This is a genomic window from Spirochaetota bacterium (assembly GCA_040756435.1).
In the GTDB taxonomy this organism is placed as follows: domain Bacteria; phylum Spirochaetota; class UBA4802; order UBA4802; family UB4802; genus UBA4802.
In genome coordinates this window covers 17174-41398 of the sequence record JBFLZD010000018.1, presented here as the reverse complement: position 1 = coordinate 41398, position 24225 = coordinate 17174, and the positions used below count along the sequence as shown (strand labels likewise).

The 24225-nt window shown below is 36.7% G+C and carries 25 protein-coding genes; 13 read left to right on the top strand and 12 right to left on the bottom strand.

Annotated features, from left to right (window positions below):
• Positions 1 to 25 precede the first annotated feature (25 nt).
• Complete coding sequence (gene hemL / locus AB1444_06925; protein MEW6526381.1) at positions 26 to 1312, top strand: glutamate-1-semialdehyde 2,1-aminomutase; 1287 nt, start codon at positions 26 to 28, stop codon at positions 1310 to 1312.
• Here the strand turns inward: hemL and AB1444_06920 are convergent.
• Both AB1444_06920 and AB1444_06915 read right to left on the bottom strand, forming a co-directional pair.
• On the bottom strand, positions 1304 to 2356 hold the full coding sequence (locus AB1444_06920; protein ID MEW6526380.1) for a histidine kinase dimerization/phospho-acceptor domain-containing protein: 1053 nt from the start codon (positions 2354 to 2356) through the stop codon (positions 1304 to 1306). The genes hemL and AB1444_06920 overlap by 9 nt on opposite strands.
• A gap of 48 nt (positions 2357 to 2404) precedes the next feature.
• Complete coding sequence (locus tag AB1444_06915) at positions 2405 to 3301, bottom strand: radical SAM protein (GenBank protein ID MEW6526379.1); 897 nt, start codon at positions 3299 to 3301, stop codon at positions 2405 to 2407.
• Between the two features lie 349 nt (positions 3302 to 3650).
• Between AB1444_06915 and AB1444_06910 the strand changes: the two genes are divergently transcribed.
• Positions 3651 to 4622, top strand: coding sequence for an Rpn family recombination-promoting nuclease/putative transposase (locus AB1444_06910; GenBank protein ID MEW6526378.1), 972 nt, complete (start codon positions 3651 to 3653; stop codon positions 4620 to 4622).
• A gap of 3 nt (positions 4623 to 4625) precedes the next feature.
• Here the strand turns inward: AB1444_06910 and AB1444_06905 are convergent, their stop codons facing one another.
• A complete protein-coding gene (locus tag AB1444_06905) occupies positions 4626 to 5639 on the bottom strand; it encodes a tRNA-dihydrouridine synthase family protein (GenBank protein MEW6526377.1) in 1014 nt (337 codons plus the stop codon).
• Positions 5627 to 6553, bottom strand: a complete 927-nt coding sequence (locus AB1444_06900; GenBank protein ID MEW6526376.1) for a magnesium transporter CorA family protein — start codon at positions 6551 to 6553, stop codon at positions 5627 to 5629. The genes AB1444_06905 and AB1444_06900 overlap by 13 nt, the downstream gene beginning before the upstream one ends.
• Before the next feature lie 375 nt (positions 6554 to 6928).
• Between AB1444_06900 and AB1444_06895 the strand changes: the two genes are divergently transcribed.
• The 6 genes from AB1444_06895 to AB1444_06870 all read left to right on the top strand — a co-directional run bounded on the left by AB1444_06895 (position 6929) and on the right by AB1444_06870 (position 12874).
• On the top strand, positions 6929 to 7456 hold the full coding sequence (locus AB1444_06895; protein ID MEW6526375.1) for a nucleoside-triphosphatase: 528 nt from the start codon (positions 6929 to 6931) through the stop codon (positions 7454 to 7456).
• Positions 7457 to 7626: 170 nt separating this feature from the next.
• The gene (locus AB1444_06890; GenBank protein ID MEW6526374.1) at positions 7627 to 8568 is read left to right on the top strand and encodes a WYL domain-containing protein; all 942 of its coding nucleotides are present in this window, start codon (positions 7627 to 7629) and stop codon (positions 8566 to 8568) included.
• 169 nt (positions 8569 to 8737) lie between these two features.
• A complete protein-coding gene (locus AB1444_06885) occupies positions 8738 to 10972 on the top strand; it encodes an ATP-binding protein (protein ID MEW6526373.1) in 2235 nt (744 codons plus the stop codon).
• Between the two features lie 191 nt (positions 10973 to 11163).
• Positions 11164 to 11883 (top strand): hypothetical protein, encoded by a 720-nt coding sequence (locus AB1444_06880; GenBank protein ID MEW6526372.1) that lies wholly within the window; start codon positions 11164 to 11166, stop codon positions 11881 to 11883.
• A 98-nt stretch (positions 11884 to 11981) separates the two neighbouring features.
• Complete coding sequence (locus AB1444_06875; protein ID MEW6526371.1) at positions 11982 to 12443, top strand: hypothetical protein; 462 nt, start codon at positions 11982 to 11984, stop codon at positions 12441 to 12443.
• Positions 12440 to 12874 (top strand): hypothetical protein, encoded by a 435-nt coding sequence (locus tag AB1444_06870; protein MEW6526370.1) that lies wholly within the window; start codon positions 12440 to 12442, stop codon positions 12872 to 12874. Before AB1444_06875 ends, AB1444_06870 begins: the two co-directional genes overlap by 4 nt.
• Here AB1444_06870 and AB1444_06865 read toward each other — a convergent pair.
• From AB1444_06865 to AB1444_06855, 3 genes are all read right to left on the bottom strand, one after another.
• Complete coding sequence (locus AB1444_06865) at positions 12869 to 13807, bottom strand: SufD family Fe-S cluster assembly protein (protein ID MEW6526369.1); 939 nt, start codon at positions 13805 to 13807, stop codon at positions 12869 to 12871. The genes AB1444_06870 and AB1444_06865 overlap by 6 nt on opposite strands.
• On the bottom strand, positions 13804 to 14538 hold the full coding sequence (locus AB1444_06860) for an ABC transporter ATP-binding protein (protein MEW6526368.1): 735 nt from the start codon (positions 14536 to 14538) through the stop codon (positions 13804 to 13806). The genes AB1444_06865 and AB1444_06860 overlap by 4 nt, the downstream gene beginning before the upstream one ends.
• 309 nt (positions 14539 to 14847) lie before the next feature.
• A complete protein-coding gene (locus AB1444_06855) occupies positions 14848 to 15444 on the bottom strand; it encodes a transposase (protein ID MEW6526367.1) in 597 nt (198 codons plus the stop codon).
• 749 nt (positions 15445 to 16193) lie between these two features.
• On the opposite strand from AB1444_06855, the gene AB1444_06850 reads away from it, so the two are divergent.
• Together AB1444_06850 and AB1444_06845 are read left to right on the top strand one after the other, a co-directional pair.
• Positions 16194 to 17903 carry a pyridoxal-dependent decarboxylase gene (locus tag AB1444_06850; GenBank protein ID MEW6526366.1) on the top strand — a complete coding sequence of 570 codons (1710 nt, stop codon included), beginning with the start codon at positions 16194 to 16196 and terminating at the stop codon, positions 17901 to 17903.
• Positions 17872 to 18873 (top strand): hypothetical protein, encoded by a 1002-nt coding sequence (locus AB1444_06845; protein MEW6526365.1) that lies wholly within the window; start codon positions 17872 to 17874, stop codon positions 18871 to 18873. Before AB1444_06850 ends, AB1444_06845 begins: the two co-directional genes overlap by 32 nt.
• A gap of 75 nt (positions 18874 to 18948) precedes the next feature.
• Here AB1444_06845 and AB1444_06840 read toward each other — a convergent pair whose 3' ends face one another.
• Positions 18949 to 19788: a hypothetical protein gene (locus AB1444_06840; GenBank protein ID MEW6526364.1), complete on the bottom strand. Its 840-nt coding sequence runs from the start codon at positions 19786 to 19788 to the stop codon at positions 18949 to 18951.
• A gap of 353 nt (positions 19789 to 20141) precedes the next feature.
• On the opposite strand from AB1444_06840, the gene AB1444_06835 reads away from it, so the two are divergent.
• Together AB1444_06835 and AB1444_06830 are read left to right on the top strand one after the other, a co-directional pair.
• Positions 20142 to 21299: a C1 family peptidase gene (locus tag AB1444_06835; GenBank protein ID MEW6526363.1), complete on the top strand. Its 1158-nt coding sequence runs from the start codon at positions 20142 to 20144 to the stop codon at positions 21297 to 21299.
• Positions 21300 to 21324: 25 nt separating this feature from the next.
• Positions 21325 to 21735, top strand: coding sequence for a protease inhibitor I42 family protein (locus AB1444_06830; GenBank protein MEW6526362.1), 411 nt, complete (start codon positions 21325 to 21327; stop codon positions 21733 to 21735).
• Positions 21736 to 21773: 38 nt separating this feature from the next.
• On the opposite strand, the gene AB1444_06825 is transcribed toward AB1444_06830, so the two are convergent.
• From AB1444_06825 to AB1444_06815, 3 genes are read right to left on the bottom strand one after another with little or no spacing between them, the layout of a single operon-like run.
• The gene (locus AB1444_06825; protein ID MEW6526361.1) at positions 21774 to 22154 is read right to left on the bottom strand and encodes an Hsp20/alpha crystallin family protein; all 381 of its coding nucleotides are present in this window, start codon (positions 22152 to 22154) and stop codon (positions 21774 to 21776) included.
• Positions 22155 to 22169: 15 nt separating this feature from the next.
• On the bottom strand, positions 22170 to 22580 hold the full coding sequence (locus AB1444_06820) for an Hsp20/alpha crystallin family protein (protein MEW6526360.1): 411 nt from the start codon (positions 22578 to 22580) through the stop codon (positions 22170 to 22172).
• A gap of 13 nt (positions 22581 to 22593) precedes the next feature.
• Positions 22594 to 23046 (bottom strand): Hsp20/alpha crystallin family protein, encoded by a 453-nt coding sequence (locus tag AB1444_06815; GenBank protein ID MEW6526359.1) that lies wholly within the window; start codon positions 23044 to 23046, stop codon positions 22594 to 22596.
• 337 nt (positions 23047 to 23383) lie between these two features.
• Here AB1444_06815 and AB1444_06810 point away from each other — a divergent pair, with 337 nt between their 5' ends.
• Entirely contained in the window at positions 23384 to 23752 is a 369-nt protein-coding gene (locus AB1444_06810) for a 4-fold beta flower protein (protein ID MEW6526358.1), read from the top strand.
• Positions 23753 to 23769: 17 nt separating this feature from the next.
• Here the strand turns inward: AB1444_06810 and AB1444_06805 are convergent, their stop codons facing one another.
• Positions 23770 to 24213 carry a 4Fe-4S binding protein gene (locus tag AB1444_06805; protein MEW6526357.1) on the bottom strand — a complete coding sequence of 148 codons (444 nt, stop codon included), beginning with the start codon at positions 24211 to 24213 and terminating at the stop codon, positions 23770 to 23772.
• Positions 24214 to 24225: the final 12 nt, after the last annotated feature.

Genomic DNA, 24225 nt, shown 5'->3' with positions numbered 1-24225 from the left:
TTTATTTTAAGGAGGGATTATGGCATTGCATACATCACGGTCAAAAGAACTTTATGATCAGGCGTGTAAATATATGCCAGGCGGTGTTAATTCACCGGTGCGTGCATTTCGTTCAGTGGGTGGGCATCCATTGTACTTTAAATTAGGTAAGGGCAGTCATATCATTGATGAAGATGGTAATGATTTTATTGATTACTGCATGTCATGGGGACCGCTTATTTTGGGGCATGCTGATAATGATGTTGTTAAAGCTATTCAGCGGGTAGCTGAAAATGGCACCAGCTTTGGCGCACCACATGAAGGGGAGATAAGCATCGCGCGAATGGTGGTTGAATCATTCTCAGGTATTGAAAAAGTTCGCTTTGTTAACTCAGGTACTGAAGCAACTATGAGTGCCATCAGACTTGCCCGCGGGTATACTGGCAAAAGCAAGATAATAAAATTTGATGGCTGCTATCATGGTCATGCTGATCACCTGCTTGTTGCCGCGGGTTCGGGGCTTGCAACCTTTAGTATGCCCGATTCAGCTGGTGTCACAAAGGACAATGCCAAAGACACTATAGTAGTAAAATATAACGACATAGATGCTTTGCACCAGGTACTATCGCACAACGATGATATTGCGTGCTGCATCATGGAGCCTGTATGCTGTAATTACGGGCTTATTCCTCCAAAGAAAGATTACTTGAAACAGGTACGGGAGCTATGTACAGAACATAATGTACTATTGATATTTGATGAGGTTATTACTGGTTTCAGGCTTGCCCGCGGAGGAGCACAGGAGCGCTTTGGTGTGCAGGCTGATATCACAACGCTTGGTAAAATTATTGGTGGAGGATTACCGGTTGGTGCGTATGGTGGTAAGGCTGAAATAATGGCAAAGGTTGCCCCTGATGGGCCTGTGTATCAGGCGGGAACGCTTTCAGGTAATCCCATTGCTGTTGCAGCAGGCATTGCAACATTACAAAAATTAATGCCATCAGCATATCAAAAGCTTGAGGAACTGGGAACATATTTTGAAGAACAGATGCAACCGCTTATATCACGGTATAAACATAAACTGCTGTTTGAACGCTTTGCCTCAATATTTGCATTGTACTTTACTGCTGAAGATACCATTACCAGTGTAGATCAGGTTAAAGAATGCAATATGCAGCAGTTTGCTCGCTTTCATCGTTTAATGCTTGAGCGCGGTATATATCTTTCACCATCAGGTTATGAGGTTGGATTTTTATCTTTATCTCACTCAAAAGAGGATATTGACAAAACAGTGAAAGCAATAGGTGAATCTTTAGAGATAGTATTACGTTAACCGCTTATCCTGTGGCAGGGCTATTCTGAATACAATGGTGTTTTTCTTAATTTCGGGGGTAATGATTCCGCCATGCAGCATGATAATGCGCTGGGCTATACAGAGATTAAATGTTTCAATATTTGATCGAGTTGTGTAAAATGGGTCAAAGATATATGGTAAATCTTCTTCGGTAAGTATATCTGTAGAAAACGAGATGGTGATAATAAATTCATATACGCTATCATGACAGTGCATACTTAAAGTTTCCCTTTTTGCATGTTGAGCAATAAATTCAATGATGCGGGTTAAAGCAAAACGTAAGCGGTCGTAATCTATATACATGTGATAATGATTTTCAGTTTCAATAGTTATGTGTAAATCTTTATTAAATTGTTTTGCAGCTGCAATTAACGTTGTTTTTTGTTCTTCTAAAAATTTTACAATATCATATGCAGATAGTTGAACTCGTTTAAGATCCCCCATTTCTTCAATTTGTTGTGTCAGATAGTTAAGACGTTCAGCATTTTCAACAATATATGATAAAAATTTTTTTGCTTCTAAGTGATCTATTCCTTCCTCACATTTTCGCATCAGGAGATTGGCATATCCACCTATAGAAACAAGAGGATTCCGTACCTCATGAGCTATTGAGTCAGCTAACTGTTTCAGTGATTCAAAGCGGTCAAAATAATTTTTGCGTATCTGGGCAATGAGTTGCTGTTGCTTGCGGTGAAGTTTAAATAAACGGGTAGTATCAGTTAATACAAAGGCAATCAGGTAAGAGTTATCATCTTTGATTGCTAAAATATTAATTTTGTAGTGATGTATCTTATTATTTATTTTTAAGCTGATATGTTCCGTATGGGTTTTGTCAGGTTGTATGGAACGTAAAATATTTCTAATTTTTTCGTCTTCCAGGATATTGGTTTTACCACCATTTGTAACAAACTTTTCTGCCCTATCATTGTTAAATAGTACAGTGTAATTATTGCCATCAAGTATGAGTATCTCATCATTTACCAGGTCAAAAAGATTAATGAGTTGTGAAGAAGTTTTCAGCATCGATTATAGTATATATGTAAAAAAATTTAAGGTCAATAAAAAATATCGTTATCTATCAAATCTATATAATCCTGCTTGTTTAGCCCACACATAAGCCTGATCAAATTCCTGTATGGTAATGCGCCTTCCCAGGCTTTTATGGGTATGTGCCCTGTATTCAGGGTGGTACTGCGCCATAATATTTACATACGTGTGAGGTGATATAGCAGATAGTTCTTTAAATACAAGATCACTGCGGACAATGTTCTCCGGCATGACTAAATGACGCACTAACAAACCTCTTTTTGCAATGCCCTTTTCAATGACAAGGTCACCAACCTGGCGATGCATCTCCCTGAGGGCGGTAATAGCTTTTTGCGGATAATCTCTTGCACCGCTTAATTCCATTGCTACAGCAGCGTCCATATATTTGAAATCGGGCATGTAAATATCAAATATACCATCTAACAATTGTAATGTTTCAAATGAATCATATCCACCTGAATTGTATACCAGAGGAATACTTAGGCCGCGTTCAATGGCAAAGGGAAGTGCCTGAACAATTGCATGGACCACATGGGTGGGGCTTACAAAATTTATATTGTGGCAGCCCTTTTGCTGCAACCGTATCATCATATCAGCCATTTCTTTGGGAGTAACGTTGCGGCCATTAGGCATTTGTGATATATCCCAGTTTTGACAGAATATGCAGGCAAGGTTACAGTTGGCAAAAAAGATTGTACCTGAGCCGTATTTACCAACCAGGCATGATTCTTCCCCAAAGTGTGCATGGTATGATGCTACCAGTGCTTGCATGCCAGTTTTGCATTTACCGGTTGCAGAACGCCTGTCAACTTTGCACTCATGAGGGCAGAGAGTACAGTGGGTAACAATAGTGTTCAATGCTTCAATGCGTTTGAGAAGCTCCCCTTGTTCGTATAATGCTATGTATGATGGATAGCTCATGAATACTAAAATTTTAAAGTAGTACTATGTTTGTTGATACAAAGTAAATTTATGAACATTATAGTCAGGTTATCACGCCATTGTTTTATCTGATTTAATGCTTATAACTATTGTAAGGATTCATTAAAAAAACTCAAAAATTTTTCAGTAATAATTCCTAAAAAAATTTCATAAAGAATAAAGTGTACACCCCCGCCTCCGAAGGCGGCGGGGTGTACACTATTTTATATTTTGTTCAATTTTCAACATTTAGGAATAATTAATGAAAATTTTTAACATAATTTTTCAAATTTTTCATTCTCAAGCGTATTAATGTATAAACACAATAGATTTTTACCATGAGGTATCTATGGCTGAAAATATTCATGATAAAGGGTATAAGTATTTATTTTCTAATCCATTAATGGTAAAAGAATTGTTAGAATCATTTGTCCATATGGATTGGGTTAAAGAAATTGATTTTACGCAAGCTGAAACAATTGATAAAACGTATGTAAATGATCACTATAAAGAATATGAAGCAGATATTATCTATAAATTGCGTTTTAGAAATACTGATATGTATATCTATCTTTTAATTGAATTCCAATCTACTGTGGATAAATTCATAGCATTTAGGATGTTACAATATATTGTAGAATTATACAGGGAATTACTATATCATCACAATGCTAAAAAATTGCCTGTTGTATTTCCAGTTATGATATATAATGGTGATAAAGTATGGAATGCACCATTTGCACTTGAAGATTTGATTGATATTCCAGAGATATTGCATGAATGTTTACCATATGTTCCTAAGTTCAGATATTATCCAGTCATTGAAAATGAACTCAATCCAGAAATACTTCAACAAATGATGAATGTGATAGCTACTGTATTTCTATTAGAAACAGGTGATGATGCAATATTTTATAAAACTATTGACAGAATTAAGGATTTGGTGCAAATTTATACAGAGAAAGGCGAATTTTTGCTTATACGCACATTGTTATATTGGTTATTACATTATTTGCAATCGCATGGTATAGTAGACAGTGACCAGAAGATACCGGGAAATTTTGTAAATACTCCTCAGGAGGCAACTTCAATGTTAGCACAAACATTAAAAAAGATAAAATCAGATTTAATAAAAGAAGGATTTAATAAAGGGATTGAGAAAGGAATTCAAAAAGGAATTCAAAAAGGTAAGTTGATAGGAAAACATGAGGAAAGGATTACTATTGCACGTAATTTATTGAAAAGTGGAATCGATGATAAAACAATTATAAAGATAACTAAATTAACTAAGGCACAACTGGAAGAGCTAAAAAATAAATAACCATTATACTATTTTTATTCTTTCTTCCTCATTTCGTTGAAAATAATTCTTTATAAGTACAATCATATCATTTATTTCGTTGCATTGCCGTATTGATGAAAACAGGGTGTGCCCAAATGTAACATTTTTGTGATAATATGCACAAAATCGGTGTGCCCTGCTTTTATGAAGCCTCTGCGGAAGCATTTTTTGTATGTTTTGTAAAACTTCTATCCATATTTCTTCAATGTTAAGCGATAGTGACAGCGACTGTTGCTGCAATAAAGCATCACACTGTGCAAATATCCATGGTTTCTGTACTGCTGCTCTACCAATCATGATACCATCACAATGGGTTTGTTGTAAACACTGCAAGGCTTGTGCTGGTTCAAAGATATCACCATTCCCAATGACAGGGATATTTATAGCAGTTACTATCGCCTCAATAATATCCCAGCGAGCTTTACGGGTAAAACCCCATTTTGCGGCACGTGGGTGAATAATGACAGCATCAACTCCTTCATTCTTCAGCATAGTAACAAACTGCTGTAAAAATGGCAAATCAATATCATGAAAGCCAGCACGCATCTTAACGGTAAGAAGGCCGTGAACGTTTTTTCTGCAAGCAGCAATAATTGCTTTTGCCAGGTCAAAATTGCAAAGAAGGCCAGCACCTGCGCCCGTTTTAAGAATATGTGGTGCAGAGCAGGCCATGTTTATGTTAATACCATCACATCCATAGTCTTGCAAAATAGCAGCAGCGTTGGCCATAATTGCAGGGTTATTTCCTACTAACTGATAAAAAAAAGGTGTGTCAAAATTATAGCGTTTCACAAGTGGCTCGTTATGGGGTGCCTTTGCATTTATAGCACCACTTGCTAACATCTCAGAATACAGGACAACGTTACCAGTAAAATTTTTGACAACATTACGCAGCGCTGGAGTGGTAAGCTCTGCCATGGGTGCAAGGTGAAATGTGTACTTAATGCCATTAATTTTTATGATATGCATGGTGATATTTAATTTTATCGTCTCCACCGTTCATCATATTTATTAAGTAAAAAGCTTAACATTATACCAGCACATAATATTGTAATTCCAAAAAAGCCATATGAAATATACCAGGGCACCTCCTGTGTTATCATGGAAAATTCTGACATTCCAAAAATCCCTGCTATTAAGTTTAATGGCAGAAAAATAACATTTATCTTTGTTAGATTTTTAATAAGAATATTCATGTTGTTATTTACAATGCTTGCGCGAGCGTCCATAAGTCCCGCAAAGATTTCTGTATAAATTTCGGCCTGTTTTTTTGCTTGCTGATGGTCAATAATAATATCGTTTAAGAAATCAAAATTAATTGTATTTACATTATCTTTAAGGTAAGACCGTAATTTTACCAGCGAGCTAATATTGCTTTCTATAGCATGAAGGTAGTATATGAGCTTTTCACTAAGATTAAACATCTGCACCAGATGTTTTGTTTCAATGGACTTGTTGATCTTGTTTTGGATTTCCTTTGAAATCATTTTAATAATTTTAAGATGTTCGGTAAAATGTTTAATGGTATAATGCTGAAAGTGGAACAGCACATCAAAATGATATTCAATAGAATTGTGAACTTTTTCGGTTATATAGGGAAGCGTTTCTGGGCTTATTACTACAATAGTGTCATCTTTTATAAAAAAACCTATAGTAATAACATTAAGTGATGAAAGTTCATTGATTTTCATGGAAGTAGGTATTTTCCAGATCAAAACCATATAATCTTTTTCAATTTCAAATCGTGATAGTTCTTCAGTATCAAGAGCAGAATAGAGCGAATGTATATCTATGCCATACTCAAGAGCAATCCTGTTTATTTCTCCATCATCAGGATTTGAATATATTACTATCCTGCCATCAGCTTTTTTTATAAATGATTCCCCTGCGAATTCATATCGTTCTACCATATCATTCCTCCTAACCATAAATGTATAATTGTCTTTTTTAGTTTTTAATTGATGATAATTAATATAATCTGATTGCAATTATATCATTACAAGCTATTTACAAATATCTTGACACAATATATTTACTCCTGTTAAATAGTTGTAAGTATATTTTTTGTAACAGTAATTCCTGTCAAATTAATAAAGCCTGTCATCATGCATAGATGAATAATACATTGAAACAACATTAATTATTCCTAAAATGTGGAAATTTGAACAAAATATAAAATAGTATACACCTCCGCCGCCGAAGGCGGCAGGGGTATATACTATTTTCATTATGATATTTTTTAAGGAATTATTATTGTTGAAACAATAATATTTTATATAAATATTATGAAGAAAAATATATTTTTAACCGGTGCGCCGTCATCAGGTAAAACTACTGTAATAAAAAAGATTATAGCAATGCTGCCATATCACGCTAATGGATTTTACACTGAAGAAGAAAGAGTAGAAGGCAGGCGCACTGGCTTTGTGTTGCATACATTGGATGGCAAAAAAGGTTATTTAGCACATCAGAATATTGTATCACCATATCACATACGGCGGTATGGTGTGGATATCCATAATATTGATACAATTGCTGTTCCATCAATCATTCCACACAGTAATACAATTATTATACTGGACGAAATTGGCAAGATGGAATGCTTTTCAGAAACCTTTAAAGATATAGCAATCAAAGCACTTGATAGCACAAATATTGTTATTGGCACCATAACGTTAGGTGGGGATGAATTCATTAAGTCAATAAAGCAGCGTGATGATATTGAAATCCATGAGGTAACAATGGAAAATAGAGACATTTTGCCTGATATGATTGTTCAAAAGGTTAAAAATCTTATAGTAAAGACTGGTTAATAATTTATTATTGTTTCATATTCATTAAATTTATTCATCATATAAAATGCATACATAAAAATTTCAATCCTGTTGGTTAAGAAAGCAGAATTATATAGGACACTGTTCATAAAATTTTTTTTAGAATAATTGTTTACAAGTTTATTTATGCTGTTGTTATTATAACACCAATGGCTCGCAAAAACGATCACAACTTCCCCAACCCTGAAGGCAAGATCAGCGTGTTAAAACGCTACCTTCATATACTGGCACTTTTGCAATCACCACCTGGAGCCAACGAAACCTGGAATGCAGCAAGCCTTGCCCGGTTACTATCGCTTGAAGAAGATGAGAAGGACATTAGCGACAGCCATGTCCGAAAATATATCAATGATCATATTGAAGATGAGTTGGGAATAAGTGTTGACCGTACACAGGGTGGACTCATAACAGCACTTGCAGAAGACCTTGACGCTGATATGCAGCTTGAAATTGCACGCGTGTATAGCGGCTTTGTGGTAAAAGATTCAACACGTGATATGGTATTGCAAAAATTTATTGCAGCCAATCCTGATCGAGCACTGTGGACATTGGCACGCATCTATTTTGCAGCGCTTGAAAAGCGTATGATACGGTGCACATACAAAACCAATGAAGGGCAGTTACTGACAAACTGGAAACTGTGCCCGTGTTATTTTATATTTCGTAACAATAATCTGTATCTTATAGTGTATGATACAGATATGAAGAAATACCTGCCGCTTGTTGCTGAGCGCATACAGGATGTTGTAGTGTGTGATGCATTGCACAATTTTGAATGGGAAGTGCCTGATGTTGATGACCTGTTTGCAACTTCATTGAGCGCATTTATCAATAATGCTAATACCGTGGAAGTTACAATTCGCTATTCACAGGTTGCAAAAACAACCGTTGAAAATATTATTGCCTTGTTACATCCTGCAATACAAAAGGAGCCCAATAACTGGTACAGAGCAACATTTGCCATAAGCGATTACCTATATCTGTGCAAGCAACTTGTGCTCTATGGTAAACAGGTGGAGATAGTTAGTCCACAAAAGGTTCGCCAGGCCATGATAAACATGCTTAAGGAAAGCTTGAGCATGTATGAATAATAAACATCGCAAGTCAGTTACTACCTTTCTTTCTAAGTTTTTAGTATATTACCAATAAATAACCTGCCTTAGGAGTCTTAATGTAGTAGCGATAGTTACTATAAAAGATCTATCTTCAACAACCCCGGTGTTAACAATGTACCCTATATTACCATTACAGGAGGTAGCTATGCCTTTACCAAAATCATTTCGAAGTCGTAAACTTTTTCACAGTGCACCACAGACAGTGTTGGAGGCTTCTATACGCAAAGAGATAATGGTATACACAATGAATTTACTACAGCATTTAGAACCAAACGAACGATTGCTTACACTGTGTATGGAATGTTTGAGTATAAAAAGCCGCAGAGAGATGATAGAATCACTTTTTTCGGAAAATGAAAAGAAAAACCGTGATGAATTTGGTCCAGATTACTATAAAGATGCGTTAGAGAGCTTGTATAATCCTTCAGACTTAGGTTCTACAATCATGCGTATTGTACTGGATGCTGTGCAAAAGAAAAAATGGGCAACTGTTCGTTACAAGATTTTTATGTTCATAAAAAAAGAATATGAAACTATTGCACAGCATAAAAATGAATTAGATGAGCGCTTAGCTAAACTGATGGAATTTTTTTCACTTACTGACATTGATTGTGCCATTATGAAATTATGGGCTATTGCTATTTCAATACCAAACAGCCCATTGAAAGAACTGTTATCCGAAGTTAATTACAGTGAATTGCAAAAGCGTATTGCTATAGCTACAGGATTGTCACTTTCTGCCGTTAAAATGTCTCTATCAAAAAAAGGGATTTTATATACCTCACGCATCATTGAATCAATAAATCCTGACGGATACGAATATATAGTTTTGTCGGATGAAATTATTGAATTTTTGAATGATGTTGCAAGTGAAGATCTGCTTACAAAATACGTTAAAATAGATACTGAACCAACGATACCATTGCAAGAGTTTAGTGTATCAGATGATGATAAATCTATAGTAACAAGCTTATTACAAAGCAAAAAACCCTGTAATATCCTTTTATACGGGACCCCCGGCACAGGTAAAACCCAGTTTGCACGAAGCATAGCAGCGAACACCCACCGTAAAGTCTTTGTACTTACCTATACCAGTGGGCGTGAAACCACCAGGCATGAAAGCATAAGTTCACGTATTATGGCTATAACCATAGCTATGAAGATGGCTGAAAAAAATGATGCAATTCTTATTATTGATGAAGCCGACACCATTCTTAATACGCTGTCATTTTTATCATTTTTCTCCTTTGATTCAGGCGATAAAGGCACGATTAATGATTTGCTTGATACTTGTGCTGCACAGTGTATATGGATTACGAATTCTATATATGGGATGTCATCTTCAACATTGCGCCGTTTCAACTACAGCATAAAATTTAGGCACTTCACTTCTGCACAGCGTATTGTTCTATGGCAAAGAATACTAAAGAGCAGTAAGCTTGAAAAATATTTCACCAGTACCATAATCCATGAACTATCGCATAAATATGCTGTCAACGCTGCAGAAATTGCAAATAGTATAAAAACAGTTGAAACCATGGTTTCACAGAAAATAATATTGGAAGATATGATAGTTACTGTACTGGAAAGGCTGTTGCAGCGCCATGCTGATCTTTCTGGTACTATACATAGCCATAAGCTTAATCCTTTAACCCCACAGTATGATCTGACATTCTGCAACACTGATATCAATCTTGATGGAGTTGTAAAGGCTATCAGGCGTTATTATGCCGGGCAATGCAATATTACAAATATTTCTATCCTGCTATGGGGGCCATCAGGTACAGGAAAAACCGAGTTTGTCAAATACCTTGCAAATCAGGTAGGCAAAGAGCTTATCATAAAGTGTGCATCAGATCTCATGGAAAAGTATGTTGGGGAAACCGAAAAGCTTATGCGTCAGGCCTTTGAAGAAGCGCACGAAAACAATGCACTGCTGTTTATTGATGAGGCTGACACATTCTTTGCAAGCCGTGAGCATGCACAGCGTTCCTGGGAAATTTCCTTTGTCAATGAGATGTTAGTACAAATGGAAAATTTTAAGGGCGTCTTATTGTGTTCAACAAATATGCTGGAGCTTTTAGATACTGCTGTCATGCGTCGTTTTACTTATAAAATTAAATTTAATCCTGTACAGCCTGACATGCGTGTTAAACTTTATGAGCGTTATTTTGTAAGCGATAGCAACCCGCTATCGTTGCCGCAAAAGGAAAGAATAACCGCACTTGAAGGATTAACCCCTGGACATGTCAAAGCTGTATATCAGAAAATCATAATGATGGATGATTTAACTAACCACGATGCCATCATTGATGCGCTTGAAAAAGAAGTGCAGTACATGAAAAAAGGTAAAAGTGTGAAAACAGGATTTACAGTATAAGGACATTAAGGATGTATGCAGGGCTTTGCTGGTCTTGTGTACATCCTTTTGTTACATTATGCATGTGAAATAATGTACTATGTTTTATAGAAAATGTTTTTAAAGTATCCGCAAATCAACAAAAATTACTTATGTAAAAAAATTAAATCCTCTGTGGTGTTTAAAATAATTACAAAAAGGAGGGAATACCCATGTATGCAATTCACAGATTTATGCATGATATTATGCACCAAAAAAATCTTTCTAAAAAAGAAGTAGCACGGCGGTTGGGATATAACAATATATCAAAAGGTATACGGCGTATTGATGAATTTCTGGATAAGGCTACACTTAATGAGCATATCATATGCAATCTACACAGTGCACTTGATGAACCAAAAGAAAAGATACTTGAAAAGTTACAAGAAACAAAAGAAGAGATTGCACAGGAAATACAGAAGCAGGAAAAAGAAAAAAGGCAAAATAAAGAAGAAGAGTATAAAAACTTTAAACCCTTCTTATACTGCGTTACAGAAAAGCCAAAGCCCTCGCCAATATTTATTTGTGCACTAACACAATCATTTTTATTAAAAAAGGTTAACCTGCCCAGCAATTTCAATGAGCTATCGATAGAGCAAAAACAAAAGGCAATGAAGGATATAATAAAAGAACATTATAACTTTGTACAGCAACGATGGAGTGGAATAATTCCTGCCTATGGGAAGATTTTAGCTTATACGCTTGTTCCAACGTATGACTATAATGAAGAAGATTTGCCAGTCTATACCATAGATGGCATGCTTATAGAAAGCCCACCACGGTTTTTTCAAAACATAGTCTTGGGAAAGGCTTATGTTAAAACACGGAATGGGAAAGATATCACAAGATTTTTTAAGAATGTTGAATTTATTATAGAAAAAATGCAACGATAAACACCCCAACACAGTAGTAATGTGTACTTTTTAACATTTTACTTGACTAAATCTATACAATAGGACAATAACGGCACAATACCATAGACGAGGTACTAATGATAAAACACATAATTCCGCTGTTAGTTGTGATATGTACTGCCTGCACACAGTATGTTGATGTGGGTGATGTTGAGTTTTCAGTACAGGTGGTCTTCCAGAAAAATATACCTGTATTTGCTACTACCTATACCGTAACCATACTAAACACCAGCATAAAAAAAGTTGTAAAAAACTATACGGCAACAGTGGCGATAGTTACTGAAGATAAGCGTACTCTTAAGCAATTAACTGTATCTGTTGATAAACTTTTGCCAAAACAAGTACAACAGATACCCATTACACAGAATGAATCTGAAGAAGCAATCAAGCCGTTGTTCAATGAATTGGAGATAGACATTAATGAAGTTATAAAACAGCAGGAAGCGGCATTGGTTTTGCCTGAGGTTATGGTAAAAGTGGAAAAGGCAGACTATGAAACCGTTGATATAGTAACATATTTACAAGAGGTTGGACAATGAAATTTGACGATAGTAAAATATATTTTTATTTTTCCATAGCAGTGTTTGTTGCAGGAATTATTTTTGGATTGCCTGGCATCTATTCAAAAGTGGTTACTGAACCAGCAATAGAAAAGCTTTTAACCCAGGATGATAGCCACAAATTACAGCAAGTATATATTATACTGCGAAATCCTCACATTTTTGCTGGATATGACCGCTATGATGAGGCGGGTGCAGGCATTGAGTATATTCTGAAAGAGTTTGATAACCGCGTTGCCCAGCAGAAAGAATTTACGTCCAGTGATGCCATGTATCTTGAATTATTGCTTTTACGCCGCCAGCAGGGCAGTGATCTTTCAATAAAAACAATGATATTTTTTATATTGCTTTCATTATTGGGTGTTACAGCACTTGCCATAGAAAAACATGTAAATAAAATTTCATCATGACAATAGTCCCTGAATAATCAAGTCCACTGCTTCGTCTTCATTAAGCCCGCGTGCCATAAGAGTTTGCAGCTGCTTATCATCAACACTGCCAATAGCTGCTTCATGAGTAACATGGGCTTTTGGATGATACACCTCAACAATAGGGATGGCTTTTGCAACACCATTATCCTGAATGATTTCCTTGCAATCAACATGTCCCCGCGCAAATGCTGCATGTGCAGTTAATGTATTGTATACTGTAGCTTTTGCGTTATCTCGCACTGCAATACGTGTAGTTAGTACGCCAACGGCGCCTTCACCTTTTAAATGTCCTGTTTCCCGTATGGTAATGTCGTCATCGTCAATACCATTTACCTTGGCGTTCATCTCTAAAAGGCTTCCATCGTAGCAGGTTGTTTCATAATTGATGTCAATAATACCTGCTTTTCCCCGCAAAAGCTCAAAGTCAGTTTTAAAGGTAGCATTCTTTTCCACAGTAATTATCGCATGCGGAACTACAGTAATTAATCCTTGTGGTGCATGCACATGGCGCTCTAAATATGAGTAATTTGCTCCCTCTTTAATAACAATAGTTGCCTGCATTTTGTGTGTAATATTTTTTGCATTGGGAAATGTGCAGTGAGCAAGTATAGAAACTTTTGCATGCTCTTCTATTGTAACATCCATGATAATTTCTTGAAGACCATCCTCGGGAAGCATGCCAAAACAAAGATGCACTGGCTTTTGAAGAATGTTACCTGCTAATACTTTCATTTTTACGGTAACACCATTGTGCGTTTCATGGGGCTCAACCACAAGTCCTGGCACTAAATGTGCACCAACCACCATATTGCCGTTTATAACTAAATGAGCAATATCAGGGTCGTTTAAGGCAGCGTCAGTAAGCCCCATTGTTTTATATAATGTTTTTGCAATTTCGCGTTTATCATTCATTGCTGTACTTCTCCTAAAACAGGAATATTTTTATGTCCGCAGGGGATGCATTTATTTTCAAAATATCCTGAAATTTTATCAATGCTCCCCTTATCAATAATGCTGCCGTGGCACATTAAAAATGCATGCTCGGCTTTTTTTAAAACTGCCATGCTATGGGTGATAGTTATTACCGTAGAACCTCTTTCCTTTAATATATTTATTGCATCAAAGATGCGCTCCAGAGCTTCCACATCAATGCCTGAATCAGGTTCATCAAGAAGCACAAGCTCAGGTTGCATAACTAATAGTGAAGCTAACTCAATGCGTTTTCGTTCACCGCCACTTAAGGTTTTGTCGCATGCACGCTGCAGGTATTCCTGTGGTTGCAATCCTACAACTTCCATTGCTTCTTCAATGGGCATGCCAGTATCCTTTTTTGATGCCTTCAGGTATTGTGCAACAGTTAGTCCTTCAAATCGGGCAGGTTCCTGCCATCCAAGGCTTATTCCTAATTTTGCTCGCTCATACACAGTGAGATTGTTTATGGGTTTTCCTTTAAAATAGATAGTACCAGTAATATTTTTATAACCGCTAAGCCCCATAACAACGTATGAAAATGTTGATTTGCCCGCACCATTGGGGCCAACAATTGCATGGATATGTCCTTCCCAGAAGTCAACAGAAAGGTTATTGAGTATTGGCCTTTCATCTAACGATAATGAAACATTTTCCAGTTTCAGAATAGTCATTGTAGGTATTCTCCTGTAAAATAAAATGTATATCACTGTCATAATTATAGATTGTATCTTCGTCAAGAGAGAATTTAAAAAACTCACCAATTGGTTATTGTGCACAATAAACCTACAAAAGAGTAAAATTGTTGGTCATGAAAGCTTAAAAAACGAACAGATTAATAAATTGATTATTGAAGAATGTATACCGGATTCAATTTTCACTTTATCAAGCCCGCGTAATAGAAAGCGTTTAAAATTTCTGTTATACTTGATATGTCCAAAAACTAACTTGACCAAATATATAATTTTTTATTTTTTATAGCTTTACACCCACCCCACAATAGAATACCGCTTGCGATATATCTCGTCATAGCGCATAAATCTTTTTACCCTTTCGGCAAATGTTTTCCCCAACTCTTTAAAATAGTCATGGTAATCTATTGGCACCCCTACATCAGCATCTTTCTGTAAATATGCTTTTATGCTGCTGTAAGTGTATGCAGTAGGGTCAGAGCATAAATTTTTCCGTACCGGATTATACGCTAAATACCACAACAACCACAACAAATAGTGAAACCCATCACGGGCAAACTCTACAATACTATCCTTATACCGCTCGTTCCAGAATGGTCCGGTTCTTCCGGTTACCTTATTATACAATTCTGCAAACCGTGCCTTAATATACTGCATAATGCGTCCTATGGGTGCTCCATCATCTACCGTGTGAATAACCAAATGGATGTGATTGTCCATAATACAGTAGGCGATAATCTTAAACGGGTATTTTTCTTTTGCTCTGCGTAAAATTTCCACAAAACAGGCTTTAAAGTAGTCTTCTTCTAACATATTTCGCCACTCTATGCAGCGAGAAGTGATGTGATAGGTAAGACCGGGCATCTGTACACGTAATTTCCGTGCCATAGTATTCCTCCAATAAGTATAGTAATATGCTATTATGCTTCTACTGTATACAACGCTTTTGCTGGGAAAAATTAAAAGGAATTGGAAAAAAATTTGTATTTTTTGATGAAAAAATTAAAAAAAATTGTGAAACCATGGGGTCAGAGCATACTATCTTCACAACGTTATCACAACATCATGCAAACCCCGAAGGGGTGATATTATTGTAAGGGGTCAGAGCCTAGACTCTAGAGATAAAGTAATGTATCACGCAGAGTACGCTGAGTTATTGGAGAGATAGTGGGATTTGGGGTCAGAGCATTATGAGTAGATCCTGAATCAATCCTGAAATAAATTCAGGACATGCTTCAGGATGACTTGTTGCCTATACGTCCTTCCGGACTTAACCCGGAATCTCTTGTTCCCGCTAATGAGTTCCTGAATCATGATCAGGATGACCGCACTGAATCATTACTGAAATAAATTCAGGACATGGTTCAGGATGACACCCACACTATAAACCCCGAAGGGGTGATACTATTGTAATGGGGTCAGAGCCTTTAAAAAAGCAAAAACTAAAAAATTGGTTATTTTGCAATTTAGGGCTATATTTTCAGTGGACCGGTTATAATAACTATCGCCAATATAATGAATTTGTATGATTATTGGCAATAATTTTGTATATTCCAGCAAAAGTACTTGATTAATTTAATTATATTTACTTTTGTGTAATAAGATGTCCTCCAACCTTATGACAAGTGGTTACCACAATGAGATTGGCTGAGCCCACAATAGATCATACTCCTGGTAAGATACCCACCGATTTAGAGCATCTGCGCAAGCTATTCATCATGCCCGATTCACCTGATAAGTTTATGCAGTTTGGGTATGAGCTTCTTGACCTTATCCATTCTTTTTTCAAGGAAAAGGGTGGTATTCACAGTGAGATATCATTACCGGAACTGGCATGCTTGTTTAATAATATTGATATTCCCCGTGATCCAAAGCTTTTAAAAGATATACTTCTTGAAATTAAACAAAAGGTTATCAAACACTCGGTGAAGGTTGGCAATCCTTATTACATTGGGCACATGACAAGTGCTATTCCCTATTTTATGATTTTGCTTGAGATGATCATTGCTGCACTCAATCAAAACCAGGTAAAGATAGAAACAGCAAAAGCGTCAACATTTGTAGAGCGCGAATTTATTTCCTGGATACACAGGCTTATTTTTCAAAAGCCAGCGTCATTTTATAAACGAAATATTCAGAATCACAGGATTGCACTGGGAAATGTAACCCTTGATGGCACACTGGCAAACCTTACCGCAATGCTTGTGGCACGCAACAAAGCGTTCCCTGCTGATGAACGTTTTCCTGGCATACGCAAAGCAGGTGTGGCTGAAGCATTCAGGTATTATCATATACACAAAGCAGTATATATAGTTTCGCAGCGTGGTCATTATTCAATTGATAAGGTTGCTCGTATTACCGGCATTGGTGACAATAACGTAATTAAAATACCAGTTGATAGCAATAATAAGATAGATATTAATGCATTGCGACGTGAGTTAAAAGCAATAGCTGAGTATAACAGCACCCATGCTGATGCAATCAAAGTCATTGCATTGATTGGCATTGCTGGCACAACTGAGACAGGCAATATAGATGACCTGTATACTTTAAGAAAAATTGCTGATGAATACAATATCTTCTTCCATGTTGATGCGGCGTGGGGTGGATCAGTACTTCTGGTTAACAAATACCGCGATTTATTCAAAGGGATAGAAAAGGCTGATTCGGTTACATTTGATGCCCACAAGCTATTGTATTCACCGTTGTCCATGGGACTGATTTTGTTTAAAAATCCCTATGACCTTACCAACATTATGCATACATCCAATTACATTATTCGCCCGGATTCAGTTGACCAGGGAAGGTTTACTGTGGAAGGTTCACGACCATTTTCATGCTTAAAGCCCTGGGTAACGCTTAAGATATTTGGCACGGCAGGTTTTGAGGTGCTCTTTGAACATGCATTCATGCTTACTAATACCTTGAAAGAACTCATTATAAAGCATGAAAACTTTGAGTTGCTCAATAATCCGGAATTATTTATCACTAACTATAGGTTTGTACCACAGAGTATACGGATAAAACTTGAGCGCATAATGAGTGCAATCCAAACTGCAGATGAAGAGAAAGCAGCAAAATTGCGCAGGCGCCTAAAAAAGCTAAATGATATTATCAATGAAATGACCATAGAGCTTCACCGTGCAATCCGTCAGGAAGATAACAGCTTTGTTTCTCGAACCATGCTGGAGTCAACACGCTATCGCGATCAGCGAATTGTAGTTCTCAGGGCTATCACCATAAATCCTTTAACCACTCCAGCAATATTGCAAGAAATAATTGACGAGCAGAATAAGCTTGGTTTAAAGATATATAATGATTTCAAAAACCGGTTATCACGTGTATAGAATTGCTTTCTGGTGTATACTATTCTTTTTGTTATTTCAGTTTTCCTTTTATAGCCTGGCGATAGGCACTGCATTCCCAACCTTAATTAATGGGACATTATATATTGAGCCTTCAGTGGCTTTACCCGTTCAAGGCGTTGTTCTTGATTATTACGTCAGGGATACTGCAATACTGTTTGTTGCTAAAAATGAAAAAGAGATAGTTGCGGGAGCTTATACTCTACAGGATAAAAACATAATTCAATTTCCTATTGCCACAAATTCTGAAAGTATACAAATTAAACGCATTGCTTTTGAATCAGGTGCCATATATATCTGTATTCATGAAAGTGATAGCATACTGTACAGGGCTGATGTGAATACAGGCCTGGTGGAGCAGGTTAAGGGGGTTGGTGATATTTTAATTTTAAAAGACAGCATGGTTATCCTAAAAAACGATAATACTCTTGTGTACAATGATTTTATATTGCCATTATATTTCACCGGGAAGCCGTCATTGAAAGGGCACGTGGATGACCGCATAGTCTTTGTAACCGATGACAATGATACTGAAGTTATCGATATTAAAGAAAAGAAGGTAGTATATCGCTATAGTAACAACGTACAGTTTGCTGTAAGCAGCGATTATACGGTAGAGCTTACAATCAATGATCTTCCAACCGATGAAAAAGCTTCCAGGGTTTTTTATAAAATATACTGTAATGGACAGGATTATGGTCGTACAGAGCCTGTACTTGCAATTAATCAATCGATAATTCAACTTAATCTTTCATCCGGACAGTATCATGAAATCGTGATTGAACGCTGGCGTTTAGATGAAAATTCAGAGCAGTATATACGGGACAACAATATACGGCAACCAAAACCCGTCATACTATTTGTTTACCCTGGCAGGGTCATTGAGGTTAAACTAACCTATAATGGATTGGAATACAAGCTGTTTACTGGATTCAAGGTGATGGAAAAATAAAACCCCGCATTGTTACGGGGTTTTATGTTATATTGAAACATTTCCCGCTGCCAGTGGCAGCAGGAATGAGTATACTTATTTGAACTCGTTGATTTTTTCACTCTTCTTTTCGTCTTTGGATACTATCTCACGTAAGTGTTTATACTGTGGTGAATCAATACCATACTGCAGTTCAGCTGCTCTCAGCATATACATGTTCTTTTTCTGCTTGTACTGTAGTTGTTCCTGTTCTGTTCCCTGCTTGTATTTAAGCAGCACACCTTCCATGTATCCATAACAGCTTGACAGATACTTATATGCCCATACATCATTTTTGGTCTGGTCATTAATTTCAATGTAACGCTCCAAAATTGGAATACATGGTTTCAGATTATACAGGTCGTACTGGGTTGAAACATATGCCTGGTACAATCGTATCTGGAAATTGACAAACTTGGGGTCTTTTCGTACTTCTTCAAAGGTTATTTCATCCATGTGGTTGATAGCTCTGGTAAAGTAAGTTACTGCTTTTGTTTTTGCTTCAAATTTCATCATTGCAATCTGACGTTTTTCCTGTTCACGGCGGTCAATTTCCTGCCAGTACCACTGTTCCTGAAGATTCTTATTCTTCTGATTTGTTTCAATGAGCTTATTGACATCATTTTCCATATCTTCAAGTATATCTATACCAGTTGAATATTCATCAATTGCCAGTTTTAAAAGATTGTCTGAATATTCTTTGCTGAGTTTTTCCAGTTCCTGAATTGCCTTTACATACGGTTTGAAATCTTTTATCCGCCATCCAGTTACTTCTTCTTTTATACCTTCTTTCTTTGGTTCTTCCTTAGGAGCTTGCTGTTGAGCAATTGCTACAAGACTAAAGGTAACTGCTAAAATGGCAACGATAGCGTACAGTAAAAATCTTGTTGATTTCATAGTTAATACCCTCTTATGATATTATGCACTATATGCTTAGTAATTATGCTATTACACTTTTTTATCGGTTATAGTAAATCAAATATTAAATATTTTTCACATTGTAACAATTTGTTATAATTTTGCAATGTAATTTTGTTTGTTTGTATTAACGGGCTATTAAGCAGTTGAGATTTTGATTGCTGTAAAATTAAAAAAGATTGGACAATTACCATAAAATACTGTACATTAGTAGAAATTTTCAGGTATCAATAAAGATATTTTATAATAAGTATATTTTAAAGGAAGCCAATGGCGGTACATACTCTATTCGATTATTTATAAAAATTAATAAAACAAATGGGAGAAAGTATATGAAAAAGTATTTTATCATTTGCATTATGATGTGTGTGGCCATCGCTCCAATTGCTTTTTCTCAGTCAAAGATGAAAAGCTCATTTAAAACTGATGTTGAAGCTCAAAGAATAAAGAATAAAAAAAGTATTACTGAAGTAAAACAGCAATTAGAAGCCATACGCAAAGATATAAAAGAGCGTAATTTGAAATTCAAGGTGGATATGACCGAAGCGTTAAAGCGCCAGATTGAGGAAATTACAGGTACCATACCACCAAAGGATCTGGAAAAAGAAGCTGAAATACAGACAAGTAGGGGGTTCCAGTTATTCCTTGAATTTTTACAACGGTTGGCCGAAGCCCAGGCTGCAAAACGCCAGGCTGAATTACAACCTGAGAAAAAAGAGCCTGTAAAGCCTAAAGAAGAAGTAAAAAAAGAAGAAAAACCTGAAGAAGTTACCCCGGTAAAACCTGAGGAAACATTGCCCCAGTCTTTTATGTTAGCTGACCCATCCAAACCCGTGCTTGACTGGTTTGCGCTGGGAATGATGACAGCTGTTAAAGATCAGGGACTGTGTGGTAGCTGCTGGTCGTTTACTGCAATGGGTGTGGTGGAAGGTTGTTATAAAATAAATAAAAAAGCTGATATTGACCTTTCAGAACAATACATGATTGATTGTGCTCGTGATAAATATGGGCGGGATGCAGGTAGCTGTAATGGTGGCTGGTATGGCAATGTATTTGATTTTATGATGACCAACTATCCTGTTGAGGAAAAGATTGCCCCTTATAGAGGTTATGAATATGGGTGCACTCCCAAAAAACAGATACCTGTAAAGCTTATAGCCTGGGGGTATGTCCGCAAAGATGGCGGGATCCCTTCAGTTGATGAGATGAAAAAGGCATTAAGCACTTATGGACCAATAGCAGCCACAGTAAAGGTTACCCCTGCTTTTCAGGCCTATGTAGGTGGTATATTTGATGAATTTACACCGGTGAGCAGCCCCAAAGATGTCAATCATGGAATAATTATTGTAGGTTGGGATGATAGTAAAAAGGCTTACAGGATAAAAAATTCCTGGGGTGAGCGTTGGGGTGAAAAAGGCTACATGTGGATAGAATATGGATGCAATAACATTGGTTATGGGGCAGCATGGGTTGTCCTTGATAAAGAATAATAATGAAAATTCATGGAGGGTTTTTATGAAATTACATATATGCACGATGCTGGTATTATGTATACTACTATCATCAGGAATAAGTTGTTCAAAGCTAATGAATAATACCTGCACAAATGTAGATGCACAGAAGTATGCAGGCCAGGAAATTATTATCAAAAACAATGGCTGTGTCACAATTGAAATTGAATCACAATTGAGTACAGGGTACCGATGGCGATTTGCCATTAAGGAAAATCCTGGAGTGCTTATTAACAGTGATTATAAAGTGCAGACGTGTGAGGGGCAAACCGTTGGAGGAATAGATAAAGAAATATTCACCTTTAAGGCTGTTAAAGCCGGTAAAGCTACTGTTGTGTTTGATTATGTACGTCCATTTGATAAAAATCCAAAACCAGTAAAAACAAAAGAATTCACTATAACGATTACAGAATAAAAAAAATGCCCCATCGTATGTTAAGATGGGGCAAAATATTATTCAGCTTTTATTTCAATCTTCTTTGGTTTTGCTTCTTCACGTTTAGGTAATGTAACAGTGAGTACACCGTTTTCAAGTGTAGCAGTAATACCTTCAACATTAATCTTGTCAGAAACCAGGAACTTACGGTTGTAATTGCACAGTGTAAATTCACGGTATGTCAGGTTGTCGCTTGCGGTATATGCTTCATCAATCTTACCGTTGATTTCCAGTTCATTGTTATTGAAGGTTATTTCAATATTTTCCTTTGGGACCCCGGGCATATCTGCTTTGAGGACATATTCATTGTCGGTTTCATAGATATCAACCGGAGGCACCAAGCAATAATCCTTCTTATCAAGATTTCTATCAGTGCGTTTTGCTACCTGGGTTGCCATAACTATCACCTCCTTTTAGTTAATGGTTATCTTGCGTGGTTTTACTGACTCATGTTTGGTCAGCTTAATGGTCAAAATACCATTGTTCATTGATGCTTCAACCTTGTCAGGATCCACATAGTATGGCAACTTAATAGATTTCTTATAACTGCCAAACTCGCGTTCTTTGCGCAAATACGGTTTGTCAGCATAATCTTCCTTACGGTTCATTTCGATAGTTACTGTATTATCAGCAAGTTGCACAGTAACATCGCTGGATGAAACTCCCGGAGCTATCGCCCGTATAATGATATCATCATCTTTTTCATAGACGTTGATATAAGGGAATTCCACGCGTCGACGGGTGGTGGAAACTTCATCAAAGAAGCGATCCACCATGTCCCTGAGTGCTAAAACGTCATCAAGAAGATCATACGTTGTGAACATAGTCCACCTCCTGTTATTTTACATTGATAGTTATGCGTTTGGGCTGTGACACTTCCTTCTTTTCAAAGTCAACAGTCAAAACACCATTTTTGAATGAAGCTTTAACATTATCAGCCTTTACTTCAGCAGGTAATGCAATGCTGCGTTTGAATGAACCAAATCGGCGTTCTGCAAGTACATACCGTTTGTTTTCTTCTTTACGTTCTTCTTTCTTTTCGCCACTGATGGTCAGTACATTGTCTTCAAGAGTTACATTGAGGTCCTTTTCATCAATTCCGGGAATTTCAGCACGTACATGAATGGATTTTTCATCTTCTTCAACGTCTATTGATGGTACCCATGCAGAATCAAAAAGATCTACTGGTTCCAATGTAAAGAAATCGTCAAAAATCCTTTTAACATCTCGTTCAAAAGCTTCAAAAGGATTTAATTTGCTTTCATTGCGTTTTGTTAACCCCCATTTCATAGCACACCTCCTATGAATATAAGGTTTTTATTGTTAGCACTCTATTTTAATGAGTGCTAATTTCTGTATATAAAATACTAATAAAAACGAAAATCGTCAAGGTGGCATTTGGAAATTTTGGTGAAAAAAATATGTAAAAAAAATTTTTTTAATTTTTATAGCTACGTTTTTATAACCCAAAAGGGATGATAATCCTAAAATGATTATTTTTTACATTTTATATAATTTTTTAATTGCAATATTTAATTCAATGTGTTGATTTTATCCATACGGTTCCCATGTAAAAAAAATAAAATATTTCAATATTACAAATAAAATAATTAAGGAGGATTGCTAAATGTTATTTCCATTGTTTGACAAAGATTGTGATCATGTTGGATGGATTGAACCCGGCAAGTTCATCTATGATACGGATATTAATTGTATTGCATTTATTATAAACAATAATGCATGGTCAGTAGAATCCGGAAACTGGCTGGGGCCGGTGCAGGGGCTTTTGTGTTTTGATACCAATGGCAAGCTTGTTTTCTGGAATCCAAAAGAAAAAATAACAGGTACGGTAAATGCTCCACGCCCAAGCAGGCAGATTCTTACCACTAAACCGCCTCAACCGGCAAAACCGTCTGATCCAGCTAAACCGGCAAAGCCAAAGGTTAGCAAGGATATATGGTCAGATTTGTCATTTTTTAGCTGGCTGTCGCAGTAGGTTGTGTAGAGCATCTATTACGATTTTAATGCTAATTCCTCTGAATCCACATCAATGGAGATGCCGCTCATTGCCTTGACGGGGCAGGCCAGTTTGCATAAACCGCATGCTACACACCGATCGGGATGAAATTCTACCATCATGGTATCACGGTTTATGACAAGAGCATCGGTGCGGCACACAGCGGTACAGGCGCCACAGTGCACGCAGCGGTCTTCGTCACGCTGGATTTTATCGGCAAGGATGTCAACAACCACTTCCTCATTTTTAAGGTAGGTTATGCATGTATCCAGATCCTGTGTTTGGCCCGATAGCTGCAATATAAGCCTTCCTTCCTGTTTGGGCAATATTTTTGCTTCAAGCACATTGAATATCACATTAAAATCTTTTGCAATACGGTATATGATTGGTTTGTACATAATGTGCTGATTAAATATTAACAGTACATTTCGTGATTCCATGGTAAACCTCGT